Source organism: Candidatus Poribacteria bacterium (assembly GCA_021295715.1).
Lineage (GTDB): Bacteria > Poribacteria > WGA-4E > WGA-4E > WGA-3G > WGA-3G.
On the sequence record JAGWBV010000017.1, the window covers coordinates 15108 to 36691 of the forward strand.

14 protein-coding genes are annotated in these 21584 nt (G+C 47.4%); 2 read left to right on the plus strand and 12 right to left on the minus strand.

The genetic code is table 11. The features are described from left to right. Positions 1 to 120 precede the first annotated feature (120 nt). The 3 genes from J4G07_06750 to J4G07_06760 form a co-directional block, all read right to left on the minus strand. Positions 121 to 5841, minus strand: a complete 5721-nt coding sequence (locus J4G07_06750; protein ID MCE2413686.1) for an alpha-2-macroglobulin family protein — start codon at positions 5839 to 5841, stop codon at positions 121 to 123. A gap of 286 nt (positions 5842 to 6127) precedes the next feature. Then, positions 6128 to 7378 (minus strand): hypothetical protein, encoded by a 1251-nt coding sequence (locus tag J4G07_06755; protein MCE2413687.1) that lies wholly within the window; start codon positions 7376 to 7378, stop codon positions 6128 to 6130. Positions 7379 to 7395: 17 nt separating this feature from the next. Beyond that, positions 7396 to 7959, minus strand: coding sequence for a cytochrome P460 family protein (locus J4G07_06760; GenBank protein ID MCE2413688.1), 564 nt, complete (start codon positions 7957 to 7959; stop codon positions 7396 to 7398). Between the two features lie 412 nt (positions 7960 to 8371). On the opposite strand from J4G07_06760, the gene ftsY reads away from it, so the two are divergent. Further along, a complete protein-coding gene (gene ftsY, locus J4G07_06765; GenBank protein MCE2413689.1) occupies positions 8372 to 9364 on the plus strand; it encodes a signal recognition particle-docking protein FtsY in 993 nt (330 codons plus the stop codon). 106 nt (positions 9365 to 9470) lie between these two features. Here ftsY and J4G07_06770 read toward each other — a convergent pair whose 3' ends face one another. The 9 genes from J4G07_06770 to J4G07_06810 form a co-directional block, all read right to left on the minus strand. Further along, on the minus strand, positions 9471 to 10085 hold the full coding sequence (locus tag J4G07_06770) for a sigma-70 family RNA polymerase sigma factor (protein ID MCE2413690.1): 615 nt from the start codon (positions 10083 to 10085) through the stop codon (positions 9471 to 9473). A gap of 117 nt (positions 10086 to 10202) precedes the next feature. After that, positions 10203 to 11081, minus strand: coding sequence for a MarR family transcriptional regulator (locus J4G07_06775; GenBank protein ID MCE2413691.1), 879 nt, complete (start codon positions 11079 to 11081; stop codon positions 10203 to 10205). Between the two features lie 263 nt (positions 11082 to 11344). Next, positions 11345 to 13123, minus strand: coding sequence for an ABC-F family ATP-binding cassette domain-containing protein (locus J4G07_06780; GenBank protein MCE2413692.1), 1779 nt, complete (start codon positions 13121 to 13123; stop codon positions 11345 to 11347). Between the two features lie 167 nt (positions 13124 to 13290). After that, a complete protein-coding gene (locus tag J4G07_06785) occupies positions 13291 to 14250 on the minus strand; it encodes a homoserine kinase (protein ID MCE2413693.1) in 960 nt (319 codons plus the stop codon). A gap of 20 nt (positions 14251 to 14270) precedes the next feature. Then, positions 14271 to 14807 (minus strand): tetratricopeptide repeat protein, encoded by a 537-nt coding sequence (locus tag J4G07_06790; GenBank protein ID MCE2413694.1) that lies wholly within the window; start codon positions 14805 to 14807, stop codon positions 14271 to 14273. A 49-nt stretch (positions 14808 to 14856) separates the two neighbouring features. Then, positions 14857 to 16314, minus strand: coding sequence for a hypothetical protein (locus J4G07_06795; GenBank protein MCE2413695.1), 1458 nt, complete (start codon positions 16312 to 16314; stop codon positions 14857 to 14859). A gap of 82 nt (positions 16315 to 16396) precedes the next feature. Beyond that, positions 16397 to 17653, minus strand: a complete 1257-nt coding sequence (locus tag J4G07_06800; protein MCE2413696.1) for a beta-lactamase family protein — start codon at positions 17651 to 17653, stop codon at positions 16397 to 16399. A 116-nt stretch (positions 17654 to 17769) separates the two neighbouring features. Then, complete coding sequence (locus J4G07_06805; GenBank protein MCE2413697.1) at positions 17770 to 19044, minus strand: DUF790 family protein; 1275 nt, start codon at positions 19042 to 19044, stop codon at positions 17770 to 17772. Between the two features lie 3 nt (positions 19045 to 19047). Further along, complete coding sequence (locus J4G07_06810) at positions 19048 to 20439, minus strand: DEAD/DEAH box helicase family protein (GenBank protein MCE2413698.1); 1392 nt, start codon at positions 20437 to 20439, stop codon at positions 19048 to 19050. A 192-nt stretch (positions 20440 to 20631) separates the two neighbouring features. On the opposite strand from J4G07_06810, the gene J4G07_06815 reads away from it, so the two are divergent. After that, positions 20632 to 21579, plus strand: coding sequence for a D-2-hydroxyacid dehydrogenase (locus J4G07_06815; protein ID MCE2413699.1), 948 nt, complete (start codon positions 20632 to 20634; stop codon positions 21577 to 21579). Positions 21580 to 21584: the final 5 nt, after the last annotated feature.

A 21584-nucleotide genomic window follows, 5' to 3' on the forward strand; every position in this document is an offset into this window, starting at 1 on the left:
TTATCAGTTTCCGGAAGAGTGGTTGTCGGTTGTCGGAGGGGTTTGTTAAACGAGGGGGAAACGCCCAAGCAAAAACACCTCTTAACTGAAAACTGAAAACTGAAAACTGAAAACTATTCATTATTCTGCAGCCACTGTAATACGCATACTACCCGTTACAGCGGATTTTGTTGTATCGTACATCGCCTCGGCGACAATGGGGGGTAAGGTGAATTCGCCTTGTGTGACGGCGCGTAACGCGTAATAGAATTTACGTTCACGTTGGCGTGGAAACGTGCCGAAGAAGATGAGCCTGTCATCACGAATATCAATGTAATCCGGTTTGAAATCCTGTGCTTTCAGCCATGAAATACCTGCTCGGGATTCTAACCGCGGATTCTCAATTTCGAATCCTGTAGGTAACATATCAACGACAACAACGTTTTCAAGATTGGCTGTGAGGGCTTTGACGTTTACCTCAGCGATGATCAGTTCCCCGTGTGCGAAGGTGCCTGTCCGTTCTTCGCCGTCTTTGTTAAAATAGCGTCTGCGGACTTGTAGTTCGTGTTCATATTCTTCAATGAAGGAATCGCGTTGGATACCAAACGCGCTCCAATAATAGTAGCAACTGCCCTCACCTTTGACAGAGAGTTGAACGCGCGTCCCATCCCATGCTTTATCGGTATAGCGGGTCTCCGTTGCGTCAAAGTCGACGAAATGTTCATCATTAAGTGTCAGGGTACCGGTGTAATTTTTATCCATCTGTTTCTTCAGGATCTTGCCGAGTGCCAGAAACGCAAAAGCGTTTTCTTGTGTTGTTGCCCATCGGTTCCCCGCAGATGCTGCCTCACTTAGATTTTGGACAAGCATTGGGATTGACGGGTGGTTTTCGTTAACTTCAGCGAGAACGTCTAACATGATGGCTTGGGCTCGAATGGGAGAATCAAGCGTTCCGCCTGTCTCGCGTTGTCCGTTACCCTTATTAAAATTAGGTGATACTGACACCGGTAGCATTGACAGAGCGGTTTCCAGTTCGCCGCTGAGAGCGAACGCTCCTGCGAGTTGAAAGTGGCTATAATCACTGAGTCCGCTCAAGCCTCTGTTTTTGAGATAGTGCATCGTGCCTCGATCGGGATGTCCGGCAGCAGCTAAGACGTAAGCGGCATAGGTGGCTAATGAAATCTTTTTTCTTATCTCTTGTGCTTCCCCAAGCGAGCTTGTGAAGTCGTCTTCCGTGTTTGGTGAGAATTTCGCCTCTGTTTTTAAACCTTCCACCATTGCGTCGTAAACTCGGTCTGATACCTCATAGCCTGCCTTTCGTGCCTCGACGAGGAAGTGGGACGCATAGATACTGCTCCATGGGTTCACGTAAGTGCCGCCGGGCCAATAAGCAAAACGATCATCTGATTTCAACATACTTTCGATTTTCGTGATGCCCGATGTGATGTAGTGGTCCACTGCGTCTTCTGCTGCCAGCATCGGTTCGACGCTTCGCGCCAAGTCGCTAAAGTAAAGCAGTGAAAAAACCTTGCTCGTTGTTTGTTCCAAGCAACCGTGTGGATAGCGTATAAGGTAGCGGAGACTGTCCGCGAACCTGATGTTTGGGAACGGCGATAGCGTGAGGCTAAACTCTGACGAATCTGGTATGAAATTCGACGGGAAAATAAAATCAACAGGTTCACCTGCGCGGACCACTCCCTGTCCACTTTGTGTGACAGGTGGAGCGATGGAACGCAGTGGGATTTTTACATCCAATTGTGTTGTTTGTGTGTTACCGTGCGCGGAAAGATTGAAATTGGTTTCCCCGATTGCATCCTGAACGAGAATATCGAAAAAAACTTGTGCTTCTGCGCCTGCGTCGACTTTCTGATCTATACTGAGTTTATCTACTGCATATTGGCTATCGGAAACCAGCGGCTGTTGACTTTCAGTAGAGGGGTGATCTTGCTGATCATTGATTCCTGATTGCTGATCGCTGACAGTCGTTGCTGAAAGGAGTCGAACGTCGCCTGATGTTTGCAAATCGACCGTAAATTTTCCTTCAGTGCCCGTGCCGTTATAGAGGGTGACCGGTACACGAACCTTATCACCACCTGCAAGGAATCGTGGAAATGTTGGTGTTAAGACAATAGGTTCACGGACAATTAGATGCGCTTCCGTGCCGCCGTAATCACCGCCCGCGAATGCGACTGCCATCAACCTCAGGGTCCCATTGAACTGTGGAATCTTGAATTGAACAGACCCTTGACCGTTTCGATCGGTTTTCACGAATCCGGACCAGAGTGAAATCGGTTTTACTCGCCGGATGCTGCCTGTACTCAATCGCTTCCGTAGTACCGCGTCCCGTGCCGTAAGCGCATCTCCGCCTGTACTTGAATTGTCGGTGACATTTGCGATTTCGGGAAGGATCCCACTATACAAGTCAAAGGAGCGCGTCTTAAGCCCGCGCTGTCGATAGAAGTAGTCGTGTGGGTTAGGTGTTTTGAAGTTGGTTAACGCGAGGATCCCTTCATCAACAGCTGCGATACAAACATCATATTTTTGCCAAGAGCGTCTACCGTGGACTTGGAACGCTATAGTCGCTTCGCGATTCGGTAGTACTGTCACTTCGCTATTTTCAGGCTGAGAGACTTCTGCGGACTCTATATTCCTTTGCCGACTGACAAGTGGAATCTTCTGCATATCCCCAGCATCATTTGTCTGACTAAGCGACATTTCGATTGAAAGTCGCCTCCGAGTTTCATCTATCTTTAGTGGAATTACCCCAAACGCGCGCGCAGGAAGAGGCGATTTCTTATCAGTCACAGTTCCTTCCATCGGAATGGCACGTGTCAACGTCGCGGAGAGATACACGTTTGGCCTATAGGCGTACCGGACTGGGATTGATAAAGTTGTGGTATTATTTTTCATCACGATTGTCCGGTAACTCAATACCTTTTCCCGTTCGACAGTCAGCAGGAGTGTGCCAGGAAACGGTGCTTTAACATATAGTTTTGCTGTTTGTCCCGGACGATAAGCAGGCTTATTAAGCGTTAATTCCAGTCGAGTCGGATGTTCCATAGAAACTGGGATGTTTCCCCATCCGCTGACGTAAAACCCGAGTTCGGCAGTCGCTGTTGAGGCGATATCCTTGAGACGGACGCGGTATTCACCATAATCTGAGGGAGTGAAGGTCACCGTTTGCACTGTCTCTGCTGAAGTTAATGTGACCGTTTCCACTTCCGTTGTTTGAGGTTCAGATATGTACTCATAACGCCCGGCATTGTTCTGACGGAGTATTGTGTTCCAGTGGACTTTGTGGAGACTTAGTTTTAAATCTCTTCCGGGGGCAACTGCCATTGCATCGTCAACAGCGATGTAGTCGAATCGGAGTGGTTGGTTAATTTTTACATCCCCGGTCTTTGTTCGTCGGAGCCCAACGTAATGCGAATACGGGTGAATCGTAACTCGGTGAGAAGCGGTGACAGATCTGCCACCGGGTTCGCTGACGGTTGCTGTCAGCGAACCGTTTAGGAGAGAAGGTGCTTTCAACGTTTCAGGGATCGTAAATTGATAGGACGCTTTGCCTGATGCGTCAGTTTTAGCTTCTCCCAACCCAATTCTTTGTTTTTCAAAATTGGAGCGGGTATTCCCAAAGACAAACGAGTTCCATTGTGTTGCGCTTGCGCTGGCTGCTGAATTGACAAACGAAACTGCTTCCAATTCACAGGCGGCTTCCACCTTGCGACCTACTGCTGGAGGACCGAATAGATTAATAGCAGACACTTCAATGCCGAGTTCCTCTCCAAGTTTGTAAGTGGACTTATCGGCTGTTACAGCGACTTTTATCCGATCGGGCATAAATTCTTCAACTTGGAATTGGACTCTTCCAACGACCCGATCCGCGATCCGCATCTTGGCAATATAATTGCCAGTCAAGGCGTAATCAGGGATAGGAATTTGCACATCGCAGGCACCGCTTTTGTTTGTTTGTAGTCTTAACTCTCGCATGATTCTGCCGTTTGGGGAGATCACTTCAATCCGCGTGGGAAGCGGTTGTGGTGTTACCTGCTTTGGTCCTCGAACAATTCCAGCAAGTTGGACGGTTTCGCCGGGGCGATAGACGCCCCGACTTGTGTAGAGGAATGCTTCATACCCTTTTTGCAAGTAGGCAGAGCCTGCAATGTTGAAATCTGCGGTTGCAATTTCGTGTCGGTTAAGTTGAATGAAAGCGAGATCGTCCTGTTTCGCAACGGTGACCATAAAGGGTGTGAAGTCTTCAGTTTTCTCCGCAATGTCTGTGAACGCGACATATCCTGCCCAGTTGGTTGTTCCTTCGAGTAGCGTTTGGTTATTATCGCTGATAAGTTTGACGCGCGCTGTTGGTATTGCCGATCCAGTAGCGAGGGATTTCACCCAAACGTATAGGCTATCCCCTATGCGTTTGGCAGTAATACCCAAATCTGTAATGAGCACCCATTGATGTGCGCTATCCCACTCCCTCTCTGCGTTTCGTGCCACAACCTTGAAGATACCAACATGTTCGTCTGAGAGATATTCTTCCAACGAAATAGGTGTTGTTACCTCCTCGTTCAATTGCGAGGGGATATCAAGTTCTTCTGTATGAATGGGTTTACCTAAGTTTCTGCTCCAACGACTCCATCGTTCTAATTTCGACACATAGATAAGGTTATTCGCGAAAACTTTTTCGATGTTGAGTTTCACGCGTTTAACATTAATTGTTACGAGGCCTAAGTTCAGATGACCTTTTCTCGCGAGGAAGAAACCGTCGCCGAGGAACCGAAGTTGGGGTCGGATATCCGGGATTGTGAGGCGCGTCATGTAATCTTGTTTTAAAACGGCATCGTTTCGGGCTGTTAGACCCCGCCGGATCTTCAATGTGTAGGTAGTGCGCCGTTTGAAGTTGCCGTGAATCTGCACGTTTCGGTAATCGGATGTCACCTGATATGCTACTGTTGGAGTCAGTTCTATATACGGCTCAATGGCATCACTGAGTACCGGTGCACTGAAACTCACCGAGATATAGGGAGTTCCATCACTTTCCCAAACGTCGGAGTATGTTACACCGAGTGTCCCGCGCCCTCGGAGTATTACTGGTGTAACACTCGCTTTTTCTAAACCTATTTTCCCGCCAGTGCATTTGAACCTTTTTTCAATTTTAATCTTTATCTCTCGGTCTGCATTGCCACGTTTTATGCGTTTTGTCTCGAATCTTACCGTCCGCGCTGTTGCTGTATTGGTTTCAATCTGATAGGGGATTTCTGTTTCGTCGTCGAGTTCAATAGAGAGGTGTGCTTTTAAATCGACAATGGTTACGGGATAATTGAATGCTATCGTACCGAAACCTGTTGCGTGTTCACGGGTGTCATCAGAGGTAAATTCCATGCGTGCTTGCTGCACTGCGAAAGGATCGGTAGCAAATTTAAATTCTTTTTGTCCGGTTAGGAGGAATGTCTCAGATGGATTGAGTTCTGGTGTGAGTTGAACGGTGTATTGTGCGGAGGGTGCTAAAGGTGCATCTAAAAAGAAACCGACTCTATCGCGTGCGATCCAACGGGCAGTCCCTTGGACAGCTGGCGTGAACCGAAGTGCTTCTGCTGGGACTTCGGTCCCGACACGCGACTTATCAATAATCGCCTCCGAGAACGTAATCGACAAATCGACCCATTGTGGAACCTCACCTTGTGGCGTAAAGGTTTTGACACTGTATCGTGTCTGGGCACGCACGTTACCCTGTACAATGTAGAGGATACAGGCACCAAGGAGTAAGGACATCAGCCCGATCACGCCGATTAAGCTTTTTAAGAGCAAATTTCGACTTTCAAATTTCGCCGAAAGATTTTTGGAGAGTTTGGCTGCCATTTTTTAATTTTACCTTTATTAAAGGAGCAAAGATACTTAAATTCCAAGCAATTTTTATGCCAATCCAGTCTAAGTTATTATGTTAGCCGTTTAAGGTGTAATAGTCAAGTTTGATCATTACTGAGAAAGGTGAAAAAGATGTCTTTAGGTGGCCTTATGTGTAAATATAAACACATAGGGACGGATGTAGGGATCCGTCCCTATGTGTCAAGCATTTTTGGATGGTGTTTGAGTCAAAAACGTGTTCTGAATAGAATTGAGCATCTTGATGCCAACGTAGGCGTCTTTAGAACCAAAATCGTGACATCAAAATAATCTGGTCTGTCCCCTGGAGTTGGCGTAGTGTGCCTTTGTCTTTAATGGTGTCGTCGGCATTGCGGTCAGCGTTGGCAAGGTTTACCCAATAAAAGAGGGAAATTGCCCCGTTTTCGATGAAATTGTACTGTGCACTGAGTGTGACCCGTTGGCTTGCATCTCCCTTAACCCTTCGATCTGGGTCAAACAGACCGTATCGACCGGCGAGGGTGAATTGGGGAAGAATACGATATTTTGCCCCGATGTAGTATCCTTTTGAATCAACTGCATCCGGTGTGAAAGAGGCTACCTCTCCGCTATTTCCAAAATTGAATTCACCCTCGATACTCACACCTGCGTAGGAAGCTGTGAGAAATGCACCGATGAGTCGTTCCCAGTCTTCGGTCGGTTTTTCAAGTATTGCGGACACTCCCGCTCGAATCGGTCCGAGTTGTGCACCAAGGGTTCCGAGTCCGCCTTTCGCGACGGAGGTACTGGCATTAAAGAAAGCTGCATTGTAGAAAATCTTTCCAGCACTTCCACCGATTTCAACGCCGACATCCCGTTTATTAGAACCAAGCCCATATCCTTCTCGGACAACGATGTTATGATCCTTCTGTTTGATAGCGAATGGCAGTCGAAATTGTCCAATTTTGACATAGAGGTGTTTTGGAATCGCATCTACCGTCGCAAATGCATTCATCGTTGTTCCTGCGTTATTGGAAAGGGTAAGCCGAACATGTTCAGAGGCTTCTGCGTTGAATGTTACTTCTGCTTGCATGAGCAGAAATCTGTCGACCGAAGAGTGGCATGAATTACATCCAGCGATCGCCCCACTCCCTTCGCTGCCTTCTTCACTGACATGTGTTGTCTTGATAAAAGCGGTCTGGAAGTCAAGGGAAGTTGTGAGTCGCTTGACGACCTCCTTGACTTCTTCGGTCACGGCTTCCATATCGAAATCTTCGGGGAATTCAAAATAGTTCTCTTCAAAAATTTCGCCGATCCGATTGCGGGGTCCACCACCCGCCGGATCGAGATGACAAAAGCTACACTCTTTCCCAAGTTCGGTTGCAAACTCAGGGCGTGCTTCTACAACGATTGGGAAAAAAAGACTGAGTGAGATACCAGAAACCATGAGCGCGAGCCATAGAAGCAACGGTGCCCCTCTGGATATATCCAACGGTCTTGGCAGTGGAGTGATATTACTCAGATATCTCACCCAGTCGTTGTCGTGTGAATTCAAAAGATTCTCCTTATCTTTTACTCAAGTTCAGTGAAAACGTAATCGATGTCTTCGACTTGGGCATGGCATCCCCAACAGATACGCCCTTGAAATTTGAGGCTGAACTCAGTGTCTGGCGCGTCTCGAAGGTATTCAGTGAACTCCCAATCATTGTGATCGGGGTCAGTGCCTGCCTTTTTCCGCATAATTGCGATAAGCCCGATATAATCCTTACCTGGACGAGTTGCATCTTTTACGACGATACTTCCATCCGGATATGGGAACTGCTGGGTCCCGTTCGGTGCAATGGTGTCTCGTGTTTGATTAACGTAAACGTTTTTTGTCCCGTTGTGTGGGTCACCGCCACCCTGCGGAGGGATAGGTTCTGCGTTCAATTTAAGCCATTGTGTGTAACCTGCCACATCATCGGGCAAACCGGGGAGTGCTACTACCGGTTCTTCGGGGTGGGTAGATTCTTCCCAATTCGTGGTTTCTTCTTCGGATTGTTCAATGATTTCTTCGAGTTGTTTTTCGCTGGCACAGGCGGTGAAGAGTAGTGTTATCGCCAGTAGAGCCAGTAGGTTTCGTGTGTACATTTTCATGATAAGTTCCTCATTTTATGAAGTTTTTATGAAGTATAGATGCGTTTTTATTTCGTTGGTGAGGTCTCTTAAGGAGACACCCTATCAAACACCTCACCTTTTCCAACTTAATTTTTTAAGGTTATGTTTTTAATAGTTGAAAGAAAAACGTATCTTAACGATACAATTTAGTATACAAGAAAATGATGGAAAGTTCAAGGGAATCATCACGCCCTGACACATCGCGCTCTTTTTTGGAAACCTATCCCCTAAAAAGATATGATGTCTCAGCATATTTTTTTTCTATTGTTGTGGGTGTTGATACGAATTTTCGGTTGCCTTTTTACTTGTCGTTATTGTATTATAGGTAAGAGACGGGCAAGGTTTCTGCTGAAAGTTAAAGACACAAAATAAGGAGAGAAAAAGAAAGATAATGCTCAGAAATTTGTTCAAAGGTAGTGATAAAAGCCACGATGAATCCGATGCGGTAGATGAACAGAGGAACTGGTTTGATCGGCTCAAATCGGGGTTAACGAAAACCCGGGACCAGTTCCTGTCCCAATTATCAGGAATCCTGCGGGTTGGAAGAAGAATTGACGAGGATTTGATGGAAGAAATCGAGGAGATTTTAATCCAGTCAGATGTAGGCGTTGATACCACCTTGACTTTAATGGATAACGTCAGAGAAAGGGTGAAGTCAGAGGGGTTAAGCGATTCTTCAGAGTTGGCATCCGTCCTAAAATCGGAAATTCTCAATTTGCTTGGAGAGGATATACCGTTGGAAATTAAGGATGAGAAACCGTATACGATTTTAGTATTGGGTGTGAACGGTGCGGGCAAAACGACGACGATTGGCAAACTTGCCAGGCGCTTTACTACGAATGGGCACAGCGTGCTTGTTGCCGCGGGTGATACGTTCCGTGCAGCAGCGGAAGATCAACTTGGTATTTGGTGTGAACGTGCTGGTGCAGAACTTATTCGAGGCGGCGAAAATGCTGAACCCGCCTCTGTCATTTTCGATGCAATTCACGCGGCGAAGCATCGCGATGCGGATGTACTCATTGTAGACACTGCTGGCAGACTACATACCAAAAAACCGCTGATGGATGAATTGTCGAAGATTGGACGTGTGATGGGACGAGCGCACATCGGTGCCCCGCATGAGGTACTGCTTGTCGTTGATGGGACGGTTGGTCAAAATGCCCTAATGCAGGCGAAAATTTTTAATGATGCGGTGCCAATTACAGGGGTAGTCGTTACAAAACTTGATGGCACTGCGAAAGGGGGGATCGTCATTGCGGTGAATTCGGAAATCGGCGCGCCTGTCAAACTCATCGGTATTGGTGAGAAACTCGACGATTTGCGGGATTTCGCAGGTGCGGATTTCGTTGAAGCACTCTTCGCAGATGAAACAGCAGACGCTTAAAATATGTCGAATACTGTCGTCCACATGAGGGTGTTTTGAAACCTTTTGCCTTACCTACATCGTAAAGGTATGCACGCTGGATAAGCGCGCATCCCTTTGTTTGTTCTTAGGTGTCTGTTTCTCGCAGGTAAGGACTGAGGTGTTTTCGAAGATTACGATGCGCATGGAGCAGGTGGGCTTTGACTGTTCCATCGGATCGTCCAACGGTAGCCGCAATATCTTTAAGCGATAACCCGTCCCAATGTCGTAAAATAAAGATTTGCCGCTGTTTTGGCGGTAGCCGACGGACTGCTTTCCGAATATGGGCTCTCAACTCCTTATTTTCGATTGCTTTTGCTGGGGATTCTGAGCGCGGATCTGGGATATTGGACATCGGCAGTTCCTCGGATTCGTCGATATCGTACAAGAGTACTTCCGATCTCGCTTTTTTCCGTAGGAAATCGATACAGAGATTCACCGTGATTCGGTAAAGCCAACTGTAAAACTGACACTGGCTCTTGAAATCGCCTAATCCTTGATATGCGCGTATAAAAGCGTCTTGTGTCAGGTCCGATGCGTCTTCAGGGTTTGGGACGAAGCGTTGTACCAAACGATAGGTGCGTTTTTGGTAGCGGGTAAAGAGCATATCAAATGCGGCGGTGTCGCCTTGTTGAAATCGCTCAATTAGTTCAACATCCTCGTTACATTCTGGAGGGATGCTTTCTGGGCTTTGGGATTGCATTTTCTCCTCTGAGCGTCATTGACCGGGAAAGTGGTTTCTATGCTTTCAGCGAAGTCTGCTATACAAACGTCGCTAAACCGTCATCAGAAACGCAAATGGTCATTGACAAAATGGAAATCACTGATTCGTTTGTTTATGGACACTGCGAAACCAACGTTTATATCTCTGACTGTCTTGAACCATCTGTTGTAGGACGATTAAGTCCTCGTCTTCTTCGGTATTGGAATTCGTCTCGAGCAACGATAACAATTCTTCATAGACGAGGGTATCTTCGTGGATGAGTGATGAGAGGAGTCTCTCGAAATTCTCACCATGTCCAAGCATTGCCAACAGTTGGTTCGTATGGCGTATCTCCTCAGACGCAGCTTGGTTCAAGTACGCTGCGAGTTCATGTTCATTGCGTTTTTCGGCGATTTGTGCGAGAATCAAACGCATCCCGACAAGTTTGAGTTTTGCTTGTGCAAGTTCATCCAGATCGGCTTCAAACCGTTTTTGTAGATGGTCTGCGTCTCGTGGGTGTAACTGTGAATAACTTGGCCACACCGGCTTCGCCATCACCTGTTTCAACCGTTTTAGGCTTTCAATCAGGTTTTCTTGCTCTTGTGGGGATAATTGTCCAAAAGTGCTTTCCCAAAAGTTTGTCGCGTGTGCGACACCCTCTCGGAAAAGTTGTTCAGACTGTGGCGTGAGTCTAATCCGCGCACGTCTCCGATCCTCATCACATTTACGACGGACGACCCAACCGTGCCGTTCAAGACGACTGACTAAGGCGGATGTTGTATTATGGGCAAGACCCAAGTGCTCGCCGAGTTCACTCACTGACATACCAGCCTCACGCCCATACCAATGAAGATGTTGGAGAGCGTTAAACTGGACAATCGTCAGCCGATTCGGGACGACTTCCTGAATAAACCTGGATTTGACGGCCGCTTGTGCATGACGCATCACACGCATCACGACATCAATTTCATTATGGAATTCCTGGTCTTTAGACATTTTTTGGCGGTACTTTCAAGCCAAACTTACTGTTGAGTGAAGGTCGGCGGTGTAGGGTGTTGCTTTCAAGCCCCTGTTAAATCACAAAAAGTTATTATATCCTATATTGGATACATTTTCCGTCGTATGCGATGAAATAATTATACACCGACTTTCTCCAGATGTCAAGTTAAACCGCAAAGAAATAGTAAACTTCAGTGTTTTTTCATCTAAACTCGGGATTTTTGCTAAAATTCTCTGCATTTTTCACAAAATTAGCAGTTTTAGTTACTGCCGACGAGACGCTGTGCCTTCATTTTCCGCTTTCGTTTCGATTTCGACTTAGGTTTCGGTGCGTTAGTTTGGGTGTGTTGCGTTTCTTGGTTATTTTGGGTCGGTTGATTCACTTGAGATGCTGTCGGAAGCACGCCATCGCGATGATCGTGATCGCGTGACTTCCGAAGTTGCTGCTGTGCCGCGTACTCGGCATAGTTGCCTTTGAAAAGTTCCGCAGTCCCACCGGGTTTACCGTCAAAAATTAACAATTTTGTTGCGAGGTTGTTTAGCAAATACCGATCATGAGAAATGATAAAAAGCGTTGCTGGGTATTCCGCCAGTGCTGCTTCCAATGCCTCACGTGCTGGGATGTCGAGATGGTTCGTTGGTTCATCAAGAAGTAGAACATTCGCATTCGCTAATAGCAACTTCGCGAGTAGTACGCGACTCTGCTCTCCTCCGCTTAGGTTCCCGATCCTTTTGAACACATCATCACCTGAAAATAGAAACTTACTCAAGAAACTACGTATTTCGCCTTGTGTATGCTTTGGTCGGAGTGCAGAGATTTCGTCAATAATTTCGTTGTCCGGGTTAAGTCCCTCTAATTCTTGTGCATAGTACCCAAATTTGAGCGTAGGACCTACCCACATTTCCCCCTCGGTTGGTGTTTCATCACCTAACATCATTCGGAAGAACGTTGTTTTTCCGGTGCCGTTTGCCCCGATAATTCCGATAACATCGCGACGGTATACCTCACAATTCAAATCCGCGAAAATGACCTTGTCACCAAATGCTTTGCCAACATTTTGGCATCGGAGGATGTCATTTCCACCACGAGTTTCCGGCGTGAAACTGAGGCTGAGAGTGGCCGCATCGGATTTCGGTTTTTCGACCCTTTCCAAACGGTTCAGTTTTTTCTGTCTACCTTGTGCCTCTCGTGTGCGTTGCCCCGCCATGTTGCGGCGAATAAAGTCCTCTTCGTGTTCAATGAACGCCCGTTGTTTTTTGAATGATCGTTCTGCGACTAATTGTTCAACCCTTTTTGTTTCGACGTACTTGGAGTAGTTTCCACGATAAATTTTTATCTGGTGTTCTTCGAGTTCCCAAACCTTGCGGACGACCTTATCTAAGAAGTACCGATCGTGTGAGACAACGAGGACTGCTCCGTTGTATTCGACGTTGAGATAGTTTTCGAGCCACTCAATCCCGTTGATGTCAAGATGATTCGTGGGTTCGTCAAAAAGTAGTATATCTGGCTTTTCGAGGAGTAGTTTCGCGAGTGTTGCTCGGCTTTTCTGTCCACCACTGAGGACACCAATCGGGAGATTGAAGTCCAGTTCACTAAAACCTAAGCCGCCGAGGATACGATTAATCTCGTGTTCATAATCGTAACCGCCAAGTCGTTCGTGCTGTTCTTGAATCCGAGCGTAAGATGCTAAAAGGTTTGGTGCTTCTTCTGTTTCCATCTCCTCTGCGAGTAGAAGCATCTTGTCTTCAAGTGCCCGCCGTTTTTCAAAAACTTTGAGCATCTCTTGTCTTAAAGTGCAGTCACGTGCGAGATCCGGTTCTTGACTGAGGTAGCCGATACGCAGTCCCTTCGCGGAAATAACTTTCCCTTTAAAATTAGCAAGCAAACCGTTTATAATTTTAAGTAACGTTGTTTTTCCGGTTCCGTTACGGCCAATTAATCCGAGTCGATCTCCATGCTCAATTGAAACCGAAATATCGTCGAGGATCAGGTCTGGATCGTACAATTTGGTGACGTTTTCTAATCGTATTAAAGACATGTTTTAATTTTACCTTGCGGAGAAACGAGGTGCGTTAGGACTTTGAAGCACGTTTCTCAAATCCACCCTCCAAATGTAAAGCAAAGACAAATTATGCCATTTAAGGAGACCTAATTTCATTACGGGCTACGGTTTTGGATTGCATCTCTAACACCTATAACCAACTGCTATGAAGCCGAAGCTCCTACCTTTAGGTAGTGGGTGGTATCACGAAGTTTAAATTGAGCACTACGGGTAATCATTTCCTGATATGTATTGGCGCGATGTGGGTCTGGACGACGGATATTAAATTGCCTGAATCGCCAGAAAGCTATGGAGAGGGCGGCATAGTGAACAAAACAATCTAAACACTGCCGCTCATTTTCTGTCAACGGACGCAAGGCATTGTAAGCGTCTAAAAATCGCTGGGCAGCTTCAAGATTTAGTTGATTCTCTGGTGTGTAACAACAACCAATAAGCGTCATTCCAACATCGATCAGTAATGTGTCATAACATCCTTCCTCAAAATCGAGAATCGCAACCATCTGATCGCCGTCGAAAAGGGCATTATCCAAAAAAAGGTCTCCGTGTAGAAGCCCCATCGGGAGTGGCGCGTTGAGTTGTGGTTCCATCGACTCCAATTGCGATTTCAACGATTCAACGAAAGGATGCGTGGCGAATGGCGTGCCGTGGATCTCCTCGAAAAAGGGGATCATTTGTGAAATCCCCATTGCGAAACGGGGCAGCCCGGCGATTGGTGGAGTGCAATGCAGTTTTGCCAACGCCTCACCGAGTTGTGCCAACGTCCCTGGTGAGGATTCTGGTTGTTCCCCTTGCAGGAACGGATAAAGCATCACACTGCCGAATGTCTCCTGTGTGAGGTGTTTCTGGTCTTTCGTTGGAATGGGATATACCGTCGGATACGCATGTTGGTGGAGATGTTGCAACAGCGTAATTTGCATGTTGAGTTCTATCGAATCTTTTTCATCACAGATTTTAAGCAGAAATTCCCCGTCTGTGGTCGTCAGTTTAAAGTTGCTGTTCCCAAATCCGCCGGGAATCTCCTCGAGTTTCAGTGCCGTGCCAATCAGATATTGTGAAACGATGCGGTCGAGTTCTGTAGGTGAAAGGGTTGTGTAGCGTGCCATATTTTGTCGCTGAGGTCTTGCTAATTGGATTCAGTGTCTTTCTCTAATTCTTGAAATTCTGGAGAGTTACGAATGTGGTCAAATGCAGGTTCGGTTTTCGCGGCGGAAAGTGCTGCCTTGTCCACGCGAATTGCCTCACGCAACGAGGCAATTGAGAGACCTTTCTCTGCCCTATGTGAATAGGCAACAGCGAGGTTGTAATGTGCCTTCGCGAAGTCAGCATCTAACTGAGTGGCGCGCTCCCATGCTTGAATCGCTTTGTCGAGTTCCCCTAAATTTCCATAGACAACGCCTAATGTGAAAAATGGCATTACCCACCCGGGTTCATTTTCGATTGCCAAGCTGAGTTCCATGATGGCTTGTCCAAAGTCGCCATCGTTGGCATACGCCATGCCCCAATTATAGTGTGCGACGGCAACGGAGTTCGGTTCAGGTGCGTCTGTGCTTTGTGAATAAGGAATCGCTTTCGGACCGCATGCAGTGAAACAAAGCATCAAACCTGTAATTAACATTAACCCACTCAGGGGTAGTTTGTTCAGTCCATATAGAAGAGCCATAATTTTCCTCCATCTTTCCGTTAAATTTTAGCAGAAGATAAGATTGGAATCAAGGGGTCTCCGATTTTTCCACGTAGATGGCATAGACTTTTGGGTCTTCTGGACGGATTCCGACGTAATTCAGCCTAATTCGGATTGGACCATGCCTCCCGTCAATCTGTTTCCCGTTTTTCCATGCCACCGTCTGATGAAAACCCGATGTGAGGGGGAGGCAGTCTTCTCTGGTATACCCTTCGATGGGTTGAAAACGCTCGTCTAAGATGTCGAGTGTAACCTGACTGTATTCCGATAAACCTTCGACATTCAGTGCCACCGTGCAAGACTGTCCTTCAAGGTCAATGGGTGCCGAAATTACGTGGTGAGGTTCATCTGTTTTTCGACGCATATCTGCCGCTTGGAAATAGCCGAGCCGATCGCGTTTCCACGTTGCGATCCGGACACCGTTACTCAGTTGCTCTGGCCACGGGGCATACCAGAAAAGCGTTTCATCACCAACGTTCTCAAAGCCTTGTCCCTGCATAAGTGCGGCGTGTTTGAAATTCATCGGTGTTGGGAGATGCTCAAAATCGTCTTCTGCCGCTTCTACCATCTGAAAATCTGGAATCGGTTCGCGATAATGCAGAGCGTCGTTGCTGACAACCAAACCGAGATCCATCGTCACGTGCCGACGATCGTTATTTTCCGGTCCGTGCCACTGCCCATAAAAACCGAGAATCACATTCCCACGATTCCAGAGTGCCGCACCGAGATGGACCTGTTCCCCTTGGTGTGCCCCGGACACTACAGATCTTGGTGGGATATTGCCCCTCCTGAACCCTAAGCACGATGCCTCGATCCAATGTTCAAAATCGTAGGACGCATACATCACCATCTGCCGTGTGGGACCGATATGGCTTCCACCGTGCGCGCTCAGATAGTAGCATCCGTTGAATTTCGTAACACCGGACATCTCACAGGAGGGTGGATTCGGGTGCCGTTCCGCTTCGCGCCATTGAAGTCCGTCTTCACTGAACATGACTGCGAATTTTGGGGAATATTTCGAGGTCTCAATAATAGCTTTGAACCGACGTGTCGGATCGGGGTCGTCTGGCTCATAATACACCACACACGCCTGAATATGGTATTGTCCATCCTGTATATCGACGAGATTGTTTTGAGTGGAGCCGTTATATGCTACCAGTCCGAGTTCCGGTTTCTCCCAGTTGTATCCATCACGGCTTTTTGCGAAACACACCCTTTGGTGCCAACTTTCGTCGTCTCCGTGTCCGAGATACCACATATAGAGTTCGTCGCCGACGCGGTGAACAGACCCGTAGTAGATGACGCAGGCACTGTCTGGCGCGCCGGGCGGACCCGGAGACACCACAATTCGCGTCCGATCGACTCCAGCTCTATAAGGCACAAGTTGTAAACGGACACCGTGTTGAAACGGGATGCTGTAGTCGTCAAACGGAAACAGCACTATCTGATTTGTACTGACGTGTTCAGGGTTATTTTTGATAATCATGTTGTAGGTATAGGTTATCAGATATTAGTTATCAGTAAAAAAGGATTCCAAGACACTTTGAGCGTTTCATTTTTGCCAAAAACTATTCCTTTGAGATCGCTGCGTAGATGAGAGGCTTAAGGGTTTGACTCAATTCGGAAAACGGGATATGCTGGGCAAGGGTGATTACCACCAATTCATCTCGCGGTGAAATCCAGAATTCGGTGCTTGCACCGCCAATCCAGCCGTATTCACCGATTTGTGAAGCCGGTATCCAGTTGGTTTGCTTGACGCGAACCGAGACCCCTAATCCGAAACCGAGTCCAGCATAACGTTCATCCGGTTTTTTATCGAGCGGTATCAAATGTTCTGGTAAATGGTTGCGCGTCATCAATTCGACAGATTCCGATGTCATCAACCGTTCGCCTTCAAGTACACCTTTGTCTGAGAGCATCAGACAAAAGCGAGCAAAATCAGTAGCGGTAGAGACCAAGCCGCCACCGGCAGATAAGAATTTCGGTTTCTGTGTAAAACTGTTTTTGGATATATGACCCGTTCCACCCTCCGGGGCATCAATGGTTTGCAAACCTCCCTCCGGTTTTGGACCGGACATACTTGCGAAACGCTCTATTTTTTCCTTCGGCACATAAAAACCGGTATCATGCATACCTAACGGTTGAAAGATCCGTTCTGCTAAAAACGCATCAAAAGGCTGACCGGAAGTTACTTCAATCAATCTTCCCAAAACATCTGCGGCGATGCTATAGTGCCATTTTGTTCCGGGTTGGTACAACAACGGAATCCTACCAAGCCTCTCGACCATTTCTTGCAGATCGCATTCATGCAGGAGGTGTAGCCCCGCCTCGCGATAGCGTTTGTCGATCGGTGTTTGTCCTGCCATGTATCGGGCAGCACCGGGCAGTCCGGCGGTGTGGCGCATCAGATCACAAACAGTCATGTCCCGATCCGCTTCAACCCATGTGAGTAATTCTCCATCTGTATCCGCTCCTACTTTCAGTCCACCTAATTCTGGTAGGTAGACTGAAACTGGGGCATCCAAATGCAGTTTTCCTGCCTCACAGAGCATCATGACTGCAGCAGCGGCGATCGGCTTGGTCATTGAATAGATACGGAAGATGGTATCTCTTTGCATCGACTTATCCGCTTCAAGGTCCATCGTGCCGAATGCCTCGAAGTATGCGATTTTACCACGCCGTGCTACAACCGTGACCGCACCCGCGAGTCCCTTTTCGTCAATAAACTTTTGCGAAGTCGTAGAAATACATGCAAGCCGTTTTGCTGAAAGTTCGACCTCATGGGGTGCAGCGATAAGGTTGGGATTTAGTGTTCCGGTGTCCATGATGCGTTCTTCTTTTTGCGGAAAGTTTTGGTGCTAAGGATTTACGAGTTTCTCCCGTTAAGGATACCACATCAGTGATAGAATGTCACATTTTTTGGGCACTATGCTTTGTTGGGTTACACAAGTGCGTTCAGGATCGGGAGCAAGGTACGTATAGTTGGGACATCTCGAAATGTGAAGCCGAACTGCGAGAAATATGTAGATGCTGCGAGTGCTTCCGCGATAAGTGGTTTTTTTTCCAACTCCTTTGAGACACCGAGGATAAGGGACACATCCGTCTGTTCAGCGAGGGTGTTAAGTCGCGCAATGAGGTGTCCTTGATGCCATGGATGAAATAATTCAATGACGGTTTCTACACCGCTTTTGTGAACGAGTTGATAGTCTGGAAAGCAGTAGAAGTCCCCCGGTAAAGGGATGAACTGACTTCCGGGACGGATCTGCCAGTCATCGGTTTTGTTACAGAGCATCGTCTGGAAGAGTTGGATATCTTCAGGGATATAGGCGAGGAACTGTCGTGAAATCGGTTTAACGCCACACGATTCGTTGAGCGATAATCCATAACCCTGTTTATTTCGGAACTGGATCTCCGCTGTAAGTTCCCATTTGGGTTGATGCAGCACCGCAAGGAAAAAATTCGCCAAATTCATGCCGTACCGTTTTGTTTTATAAAAGAGATTGAGCGGTCCGTCCACCGTAATCTGATAGACTTCGTTGTTTTCGGTTTTCTCTTTCTGGATTGTGGAAAGGAGCTGGTTGAATCTGAGATACTTGAACAGTTGACGAAGTTCGGCTGTCAGGGAGTCAGCGAGTTTTAGCGTGAGACTGTTGCTGTGGAGAAGCAACCCTTGAACCTGTGCGGCGTTATAACGGTGGAGCAAATGTTCAGCAGAAAGCGTCTTGAATGCCAAAACGGGTTGGCAACTCGGTAGGTCTGCATAGAGTTTAGCAGTCAGATTCTCCACTTCTATCGGAGCGACCTCTGGTCGCGACTCTTCTGTCGTCCCTAACACTTTACATTCTCCTGCAAGCGCGCACGCGGCTTGTGCATAATCTGTGTAATTTTCAAACTGTTCTTGTGAAAGCAAGCGGCTCGTCTCCGTGAAGAATTTTTGTCGAAACGCAATGAGTTCTTCGTTGGGCGTAGTATCAAACTCTGTCCGATCTAACAGGAGTTTTTCAAATCCGCGTTTGATTATGAGCGGTCCCGCTGTGCTATCAATGATGTGCTTGCTGGTCTCTAAAAGCGTCGCGCGTGGCTTATCTGGTGATTCTTCAAAAACTGCGATCAATTGCTCAGCAATTGCCAATAATTTCGTATCGGTAGGCTTTATGAATTGTGGATGAATTTGCCCGTTTTGAGTTTTGTAACGGAGTAGGTCTTTGGTGAGCATTTTTTAATTATACCTTTTAGAAGGCTGGTAAGCGTGGTGTTGTCTGCGTCGCTTGTTAACAAAATGTTCGCTGGTCTGTTTGGAGATGAGTTCGTAAAGCACTGCCTGTTTGCCTTCCTGCTTGCGGAGGATGCGCCCTAATCGTTGAACGTGTTCTCGAACGCTTCCACTTCCTGAGACGATGATGCCAACATTCGCTTCCGGGACATCTACACCTTCGTTTAGGACTTTTGAGGTGACGAGGATGGAATAGGTGCCATCGCGAAACTTGTTCAAAAAATCATTCCGTTCCTTGGGTTTCGTCTGATGTGTTAGCACCGGTAGAAAGAAACGCGTGCCAAGTTGATACGCCGTATGGTTGTCTTGTGTAAAAATGAGGATCCGATCGCCACTGTGCCTCTGAATGAGTTTCCAGACCCATTCCTGTTTTGTAGTTGAAGCAAAACTGAGTTGTTTTTGGGCGAGATACGCTTTAAAGACGGCACGTCCTTCCTCTGTTTGAGAGGTTTTCCAGAGAAAATGGTGCCAGCCGCGCGGGGACCCCATATTAATGCGCTCCTGTTTGAGGAAGTCTAAATAGGTGCGACGGGCTTCTTCGTACTGAACCCGCTCTGTGTCTTCCATGTCAACGGCTATGGTGACAACCCTATACTCGGAGAGCGTTTTCCCAGAGAGTTCTTGTACCTTTATATCGTAACAGGGTTCGCCAACGAGCGCATAGAGTCGGCTTTCTTTCCCATCAACGCGTTCCGGTGTGGCTGTCAATCCCAATCGAAAAGGGGCAATGCTGCTGATTGCTGCATACTGATATTGATCGCTCGGTAGGTGGTGGCATTCGTCGAAAATGGCGAAGCCGAATCGATTTCCGTAATATGGTGCGTGCATGACAGCGGATTGATACGTCGTTACAGTGAGATCTTTCAGTTCGTGATAGCCACCCCCATAAAGTCCTACCTCTTGTCCGAAGTGTTCTTTCAACACGGAGCACCACTGGTGCATTAAGTCGATTGTTGGCACATGTACGAGTGTAGGACGCTGCGTGTCAGCGATAAGCAGAATCGCGATAAAGGTTTTACCTGCACCGGTGGGGAGAGTCACTACGCCGCGTTTGCCGTTGGCGTGCCATGCGTCTATTGCCTCGGTCTGGTAAGGATAAGGGGACATTGATTTTTGATGTGTGAAGGGGCTGACTGTAAACTCTCGTGCTGTGTCCTGATACGCGATGTCGTGTGCGCGCAGTTGCGAAACGATATGCCGGTAGCGGTAGGCGGGCGCACGGAAGGTGAGTGTGCGTTCGTCCCAGCGGATGTTTGGCAATCGTGTTTGGAGGACCTCTGGAACGTTCTGTAAGATGAGGGTGCCTTTGTCAAAGTCGATTTTGAGTGGCGAGGACATAATGGTTTCTCAGTATTTTAACTTATAATTTTTCATTGGTTGCTAATGACTCTATTATATTCAGATCCTATGGACATTCAAGCGTTTTTTAGTAGAATAGGTCTTGATTTTCTGATACCACTGTGCTAAAATGGGCATATCTTAGACATAAAATTTACAGAAAGGACAGAACCCGTGCCAAAGCTTATAATCATGCCACCACAGGACGCGGAATTACGCGAATGGGCTGAACGTCTCGAAAATGAATTGCCCGCGTACACTATCGTTTTACCGGAGACAGACGAGGCAGTGAACGAACACCTCCCCGATGCAGATGCTGTCTATGGGTGGGTGTCACCGGAACAATTACCCTTGGCGAAAAGCCTGCGATGGCTACAGAACCCTGCTGCAGGTCCTTTTCCAGGCTATTATTATCCAGCGTTGATCGAGCATCCCGTCGTCGCCTGTAACCCACGTGGTATTTACAATGACCATATTGCGCAGCATATCATGATGTTTGTGCTTGCGCTTTCTCGTGGGCTACCTTATTATATGGATGCACAACATGAAGGTGTTTGGGAGAAAGATGCACGCAAAAGTGGATACATCGACCTCGCACAAGCGACGGCGTTAATCGTTGGGGTTGGCGGTATCGGGCATGAAACCGCGCGACTTTGCGATCAATTCCGGATGAAGGTGGTCGGTGTCGATCCGAGATGGGAATATGAAGTGCCTTTTGTAGAGAAGCACGAACCCGTGGAACTTGACGCACTCCTCCCGCTCGCCGATTTTGTGATAACCACAACCCCACATACACCTGAAACCGAGGGAATGTGGCACAAAGATCGCTTCGCGCGGATGAAACAGACGGCTTACTTCATTAATATCGGACGCGGTAAGACGACGAAACTCGCCGACCTTGTTGAGGCACTTGAGCGGGAGATTATCGCCGGATGCGGCTTGGATGTATTTGAAATTGAGCCTTTACCTGCTGAAAGTCCGTTGTGGCATCTGCCCAATGTGTTGATAACGCCACACATCGCTGTAAAAGACGCGGAGAACCTTCCAGCACGACGGTTTGAAATTCTCTTGGAAAATGCACGTCGGTTCGCCGAGGGTGCACCGTTGCAGAACGTCGTTAATAAGGCGGCGTGGTATTAAAAATT

Bases quoted from the DNA above. Each gene is read 5' to 3' on its own strand.
- J4G07_06750 (MCE2413686.1), bottom strand. From the start codon at position 5,841: ATGGCAGCCAAACTCTCCAAAAATCTTTCGGCGAAATTTGAAAGTCGA.
- J4G07_06760 (MCE2413688.1), bottom strand. From the start codon at position 7,959: ATGAAAATGTACACACGAAACCTACTGGCTCTACTGGCGATAACACTA.
- ftsY (MCE2413689.1), top strand. From the start codon at position 8,372: ATGCTCAGAAATTTGTTCAAAGGTAGTGATAAAAGCCACGATGAATCC.
- J4G07_06770 (MCE2413690.1), bottom strand. From the start codon at position 10,085: ATGCAATCCCAAAGCCCAGAAAGCATCCCTCCAGAATGTAACGAGGAT.
- J4G07_06775 (MCE2413691.1), bottom strand. From the start codon at position 11,081: ATGTCTAAAGACCAGGAATTCCATAATGAAATTGATGTCGTGATGCGT.
- J4G07_06780 (MCE2413692.1), bottom strand. From the start codon at position 13,123: ATGTCTTTAATACGATTAGAAAACGTCACCAAATTGTACGATCCAGAC.
- J4G07_06785 (MCE2413693.1), bottom strand. From the start codon at position 14,250: ATGGCACGCTACACAACCCTTTCACCTACAGAACTCGACCGCATCGTT.
- J4G07_06790 (MCE2413694.1), bottom strand. From the start codon at position 14,807: ATGGCTCTTCTATATGGACTGAACAAACTACCCCTGAGTGGGTTAATG.
- J4G07_06795 (MCE2413695.1), bottom strand. From the start codon at position 16,314: ATGATTATCAAAAATAACCCTGAACACGTCAGTACAAATCAGATAGTG.
- J4G07_06800 (MCE2413696.1), bottom strand. From the start codon at position 17,653: ATGGACACCGGAACACTAAATCCCAACCTTATCGCTGCACCCCATGAG.
- J4G07_06805 (MCE2413697.1), bottom strand. From the start codon at position 19,044: ATGCTCACCAAAGACCTACTCCGTTACAAAACTCAAAACGGGCAAATT.
- J4G07_06810 (MCE2413698.1), bottom strand. From the start codon at position 20,439: ATGTCCTCGCCACTCAAAATCGACTTTGACAAAGGCACCCTCATCTTA.
- J4G07_06815 (MCE2413699.1), top strand. From the start codon at position 20,632: ATGCCACCACAGGACGCGGAATTACGCGAATGGGCTGAACGTCTCGAA.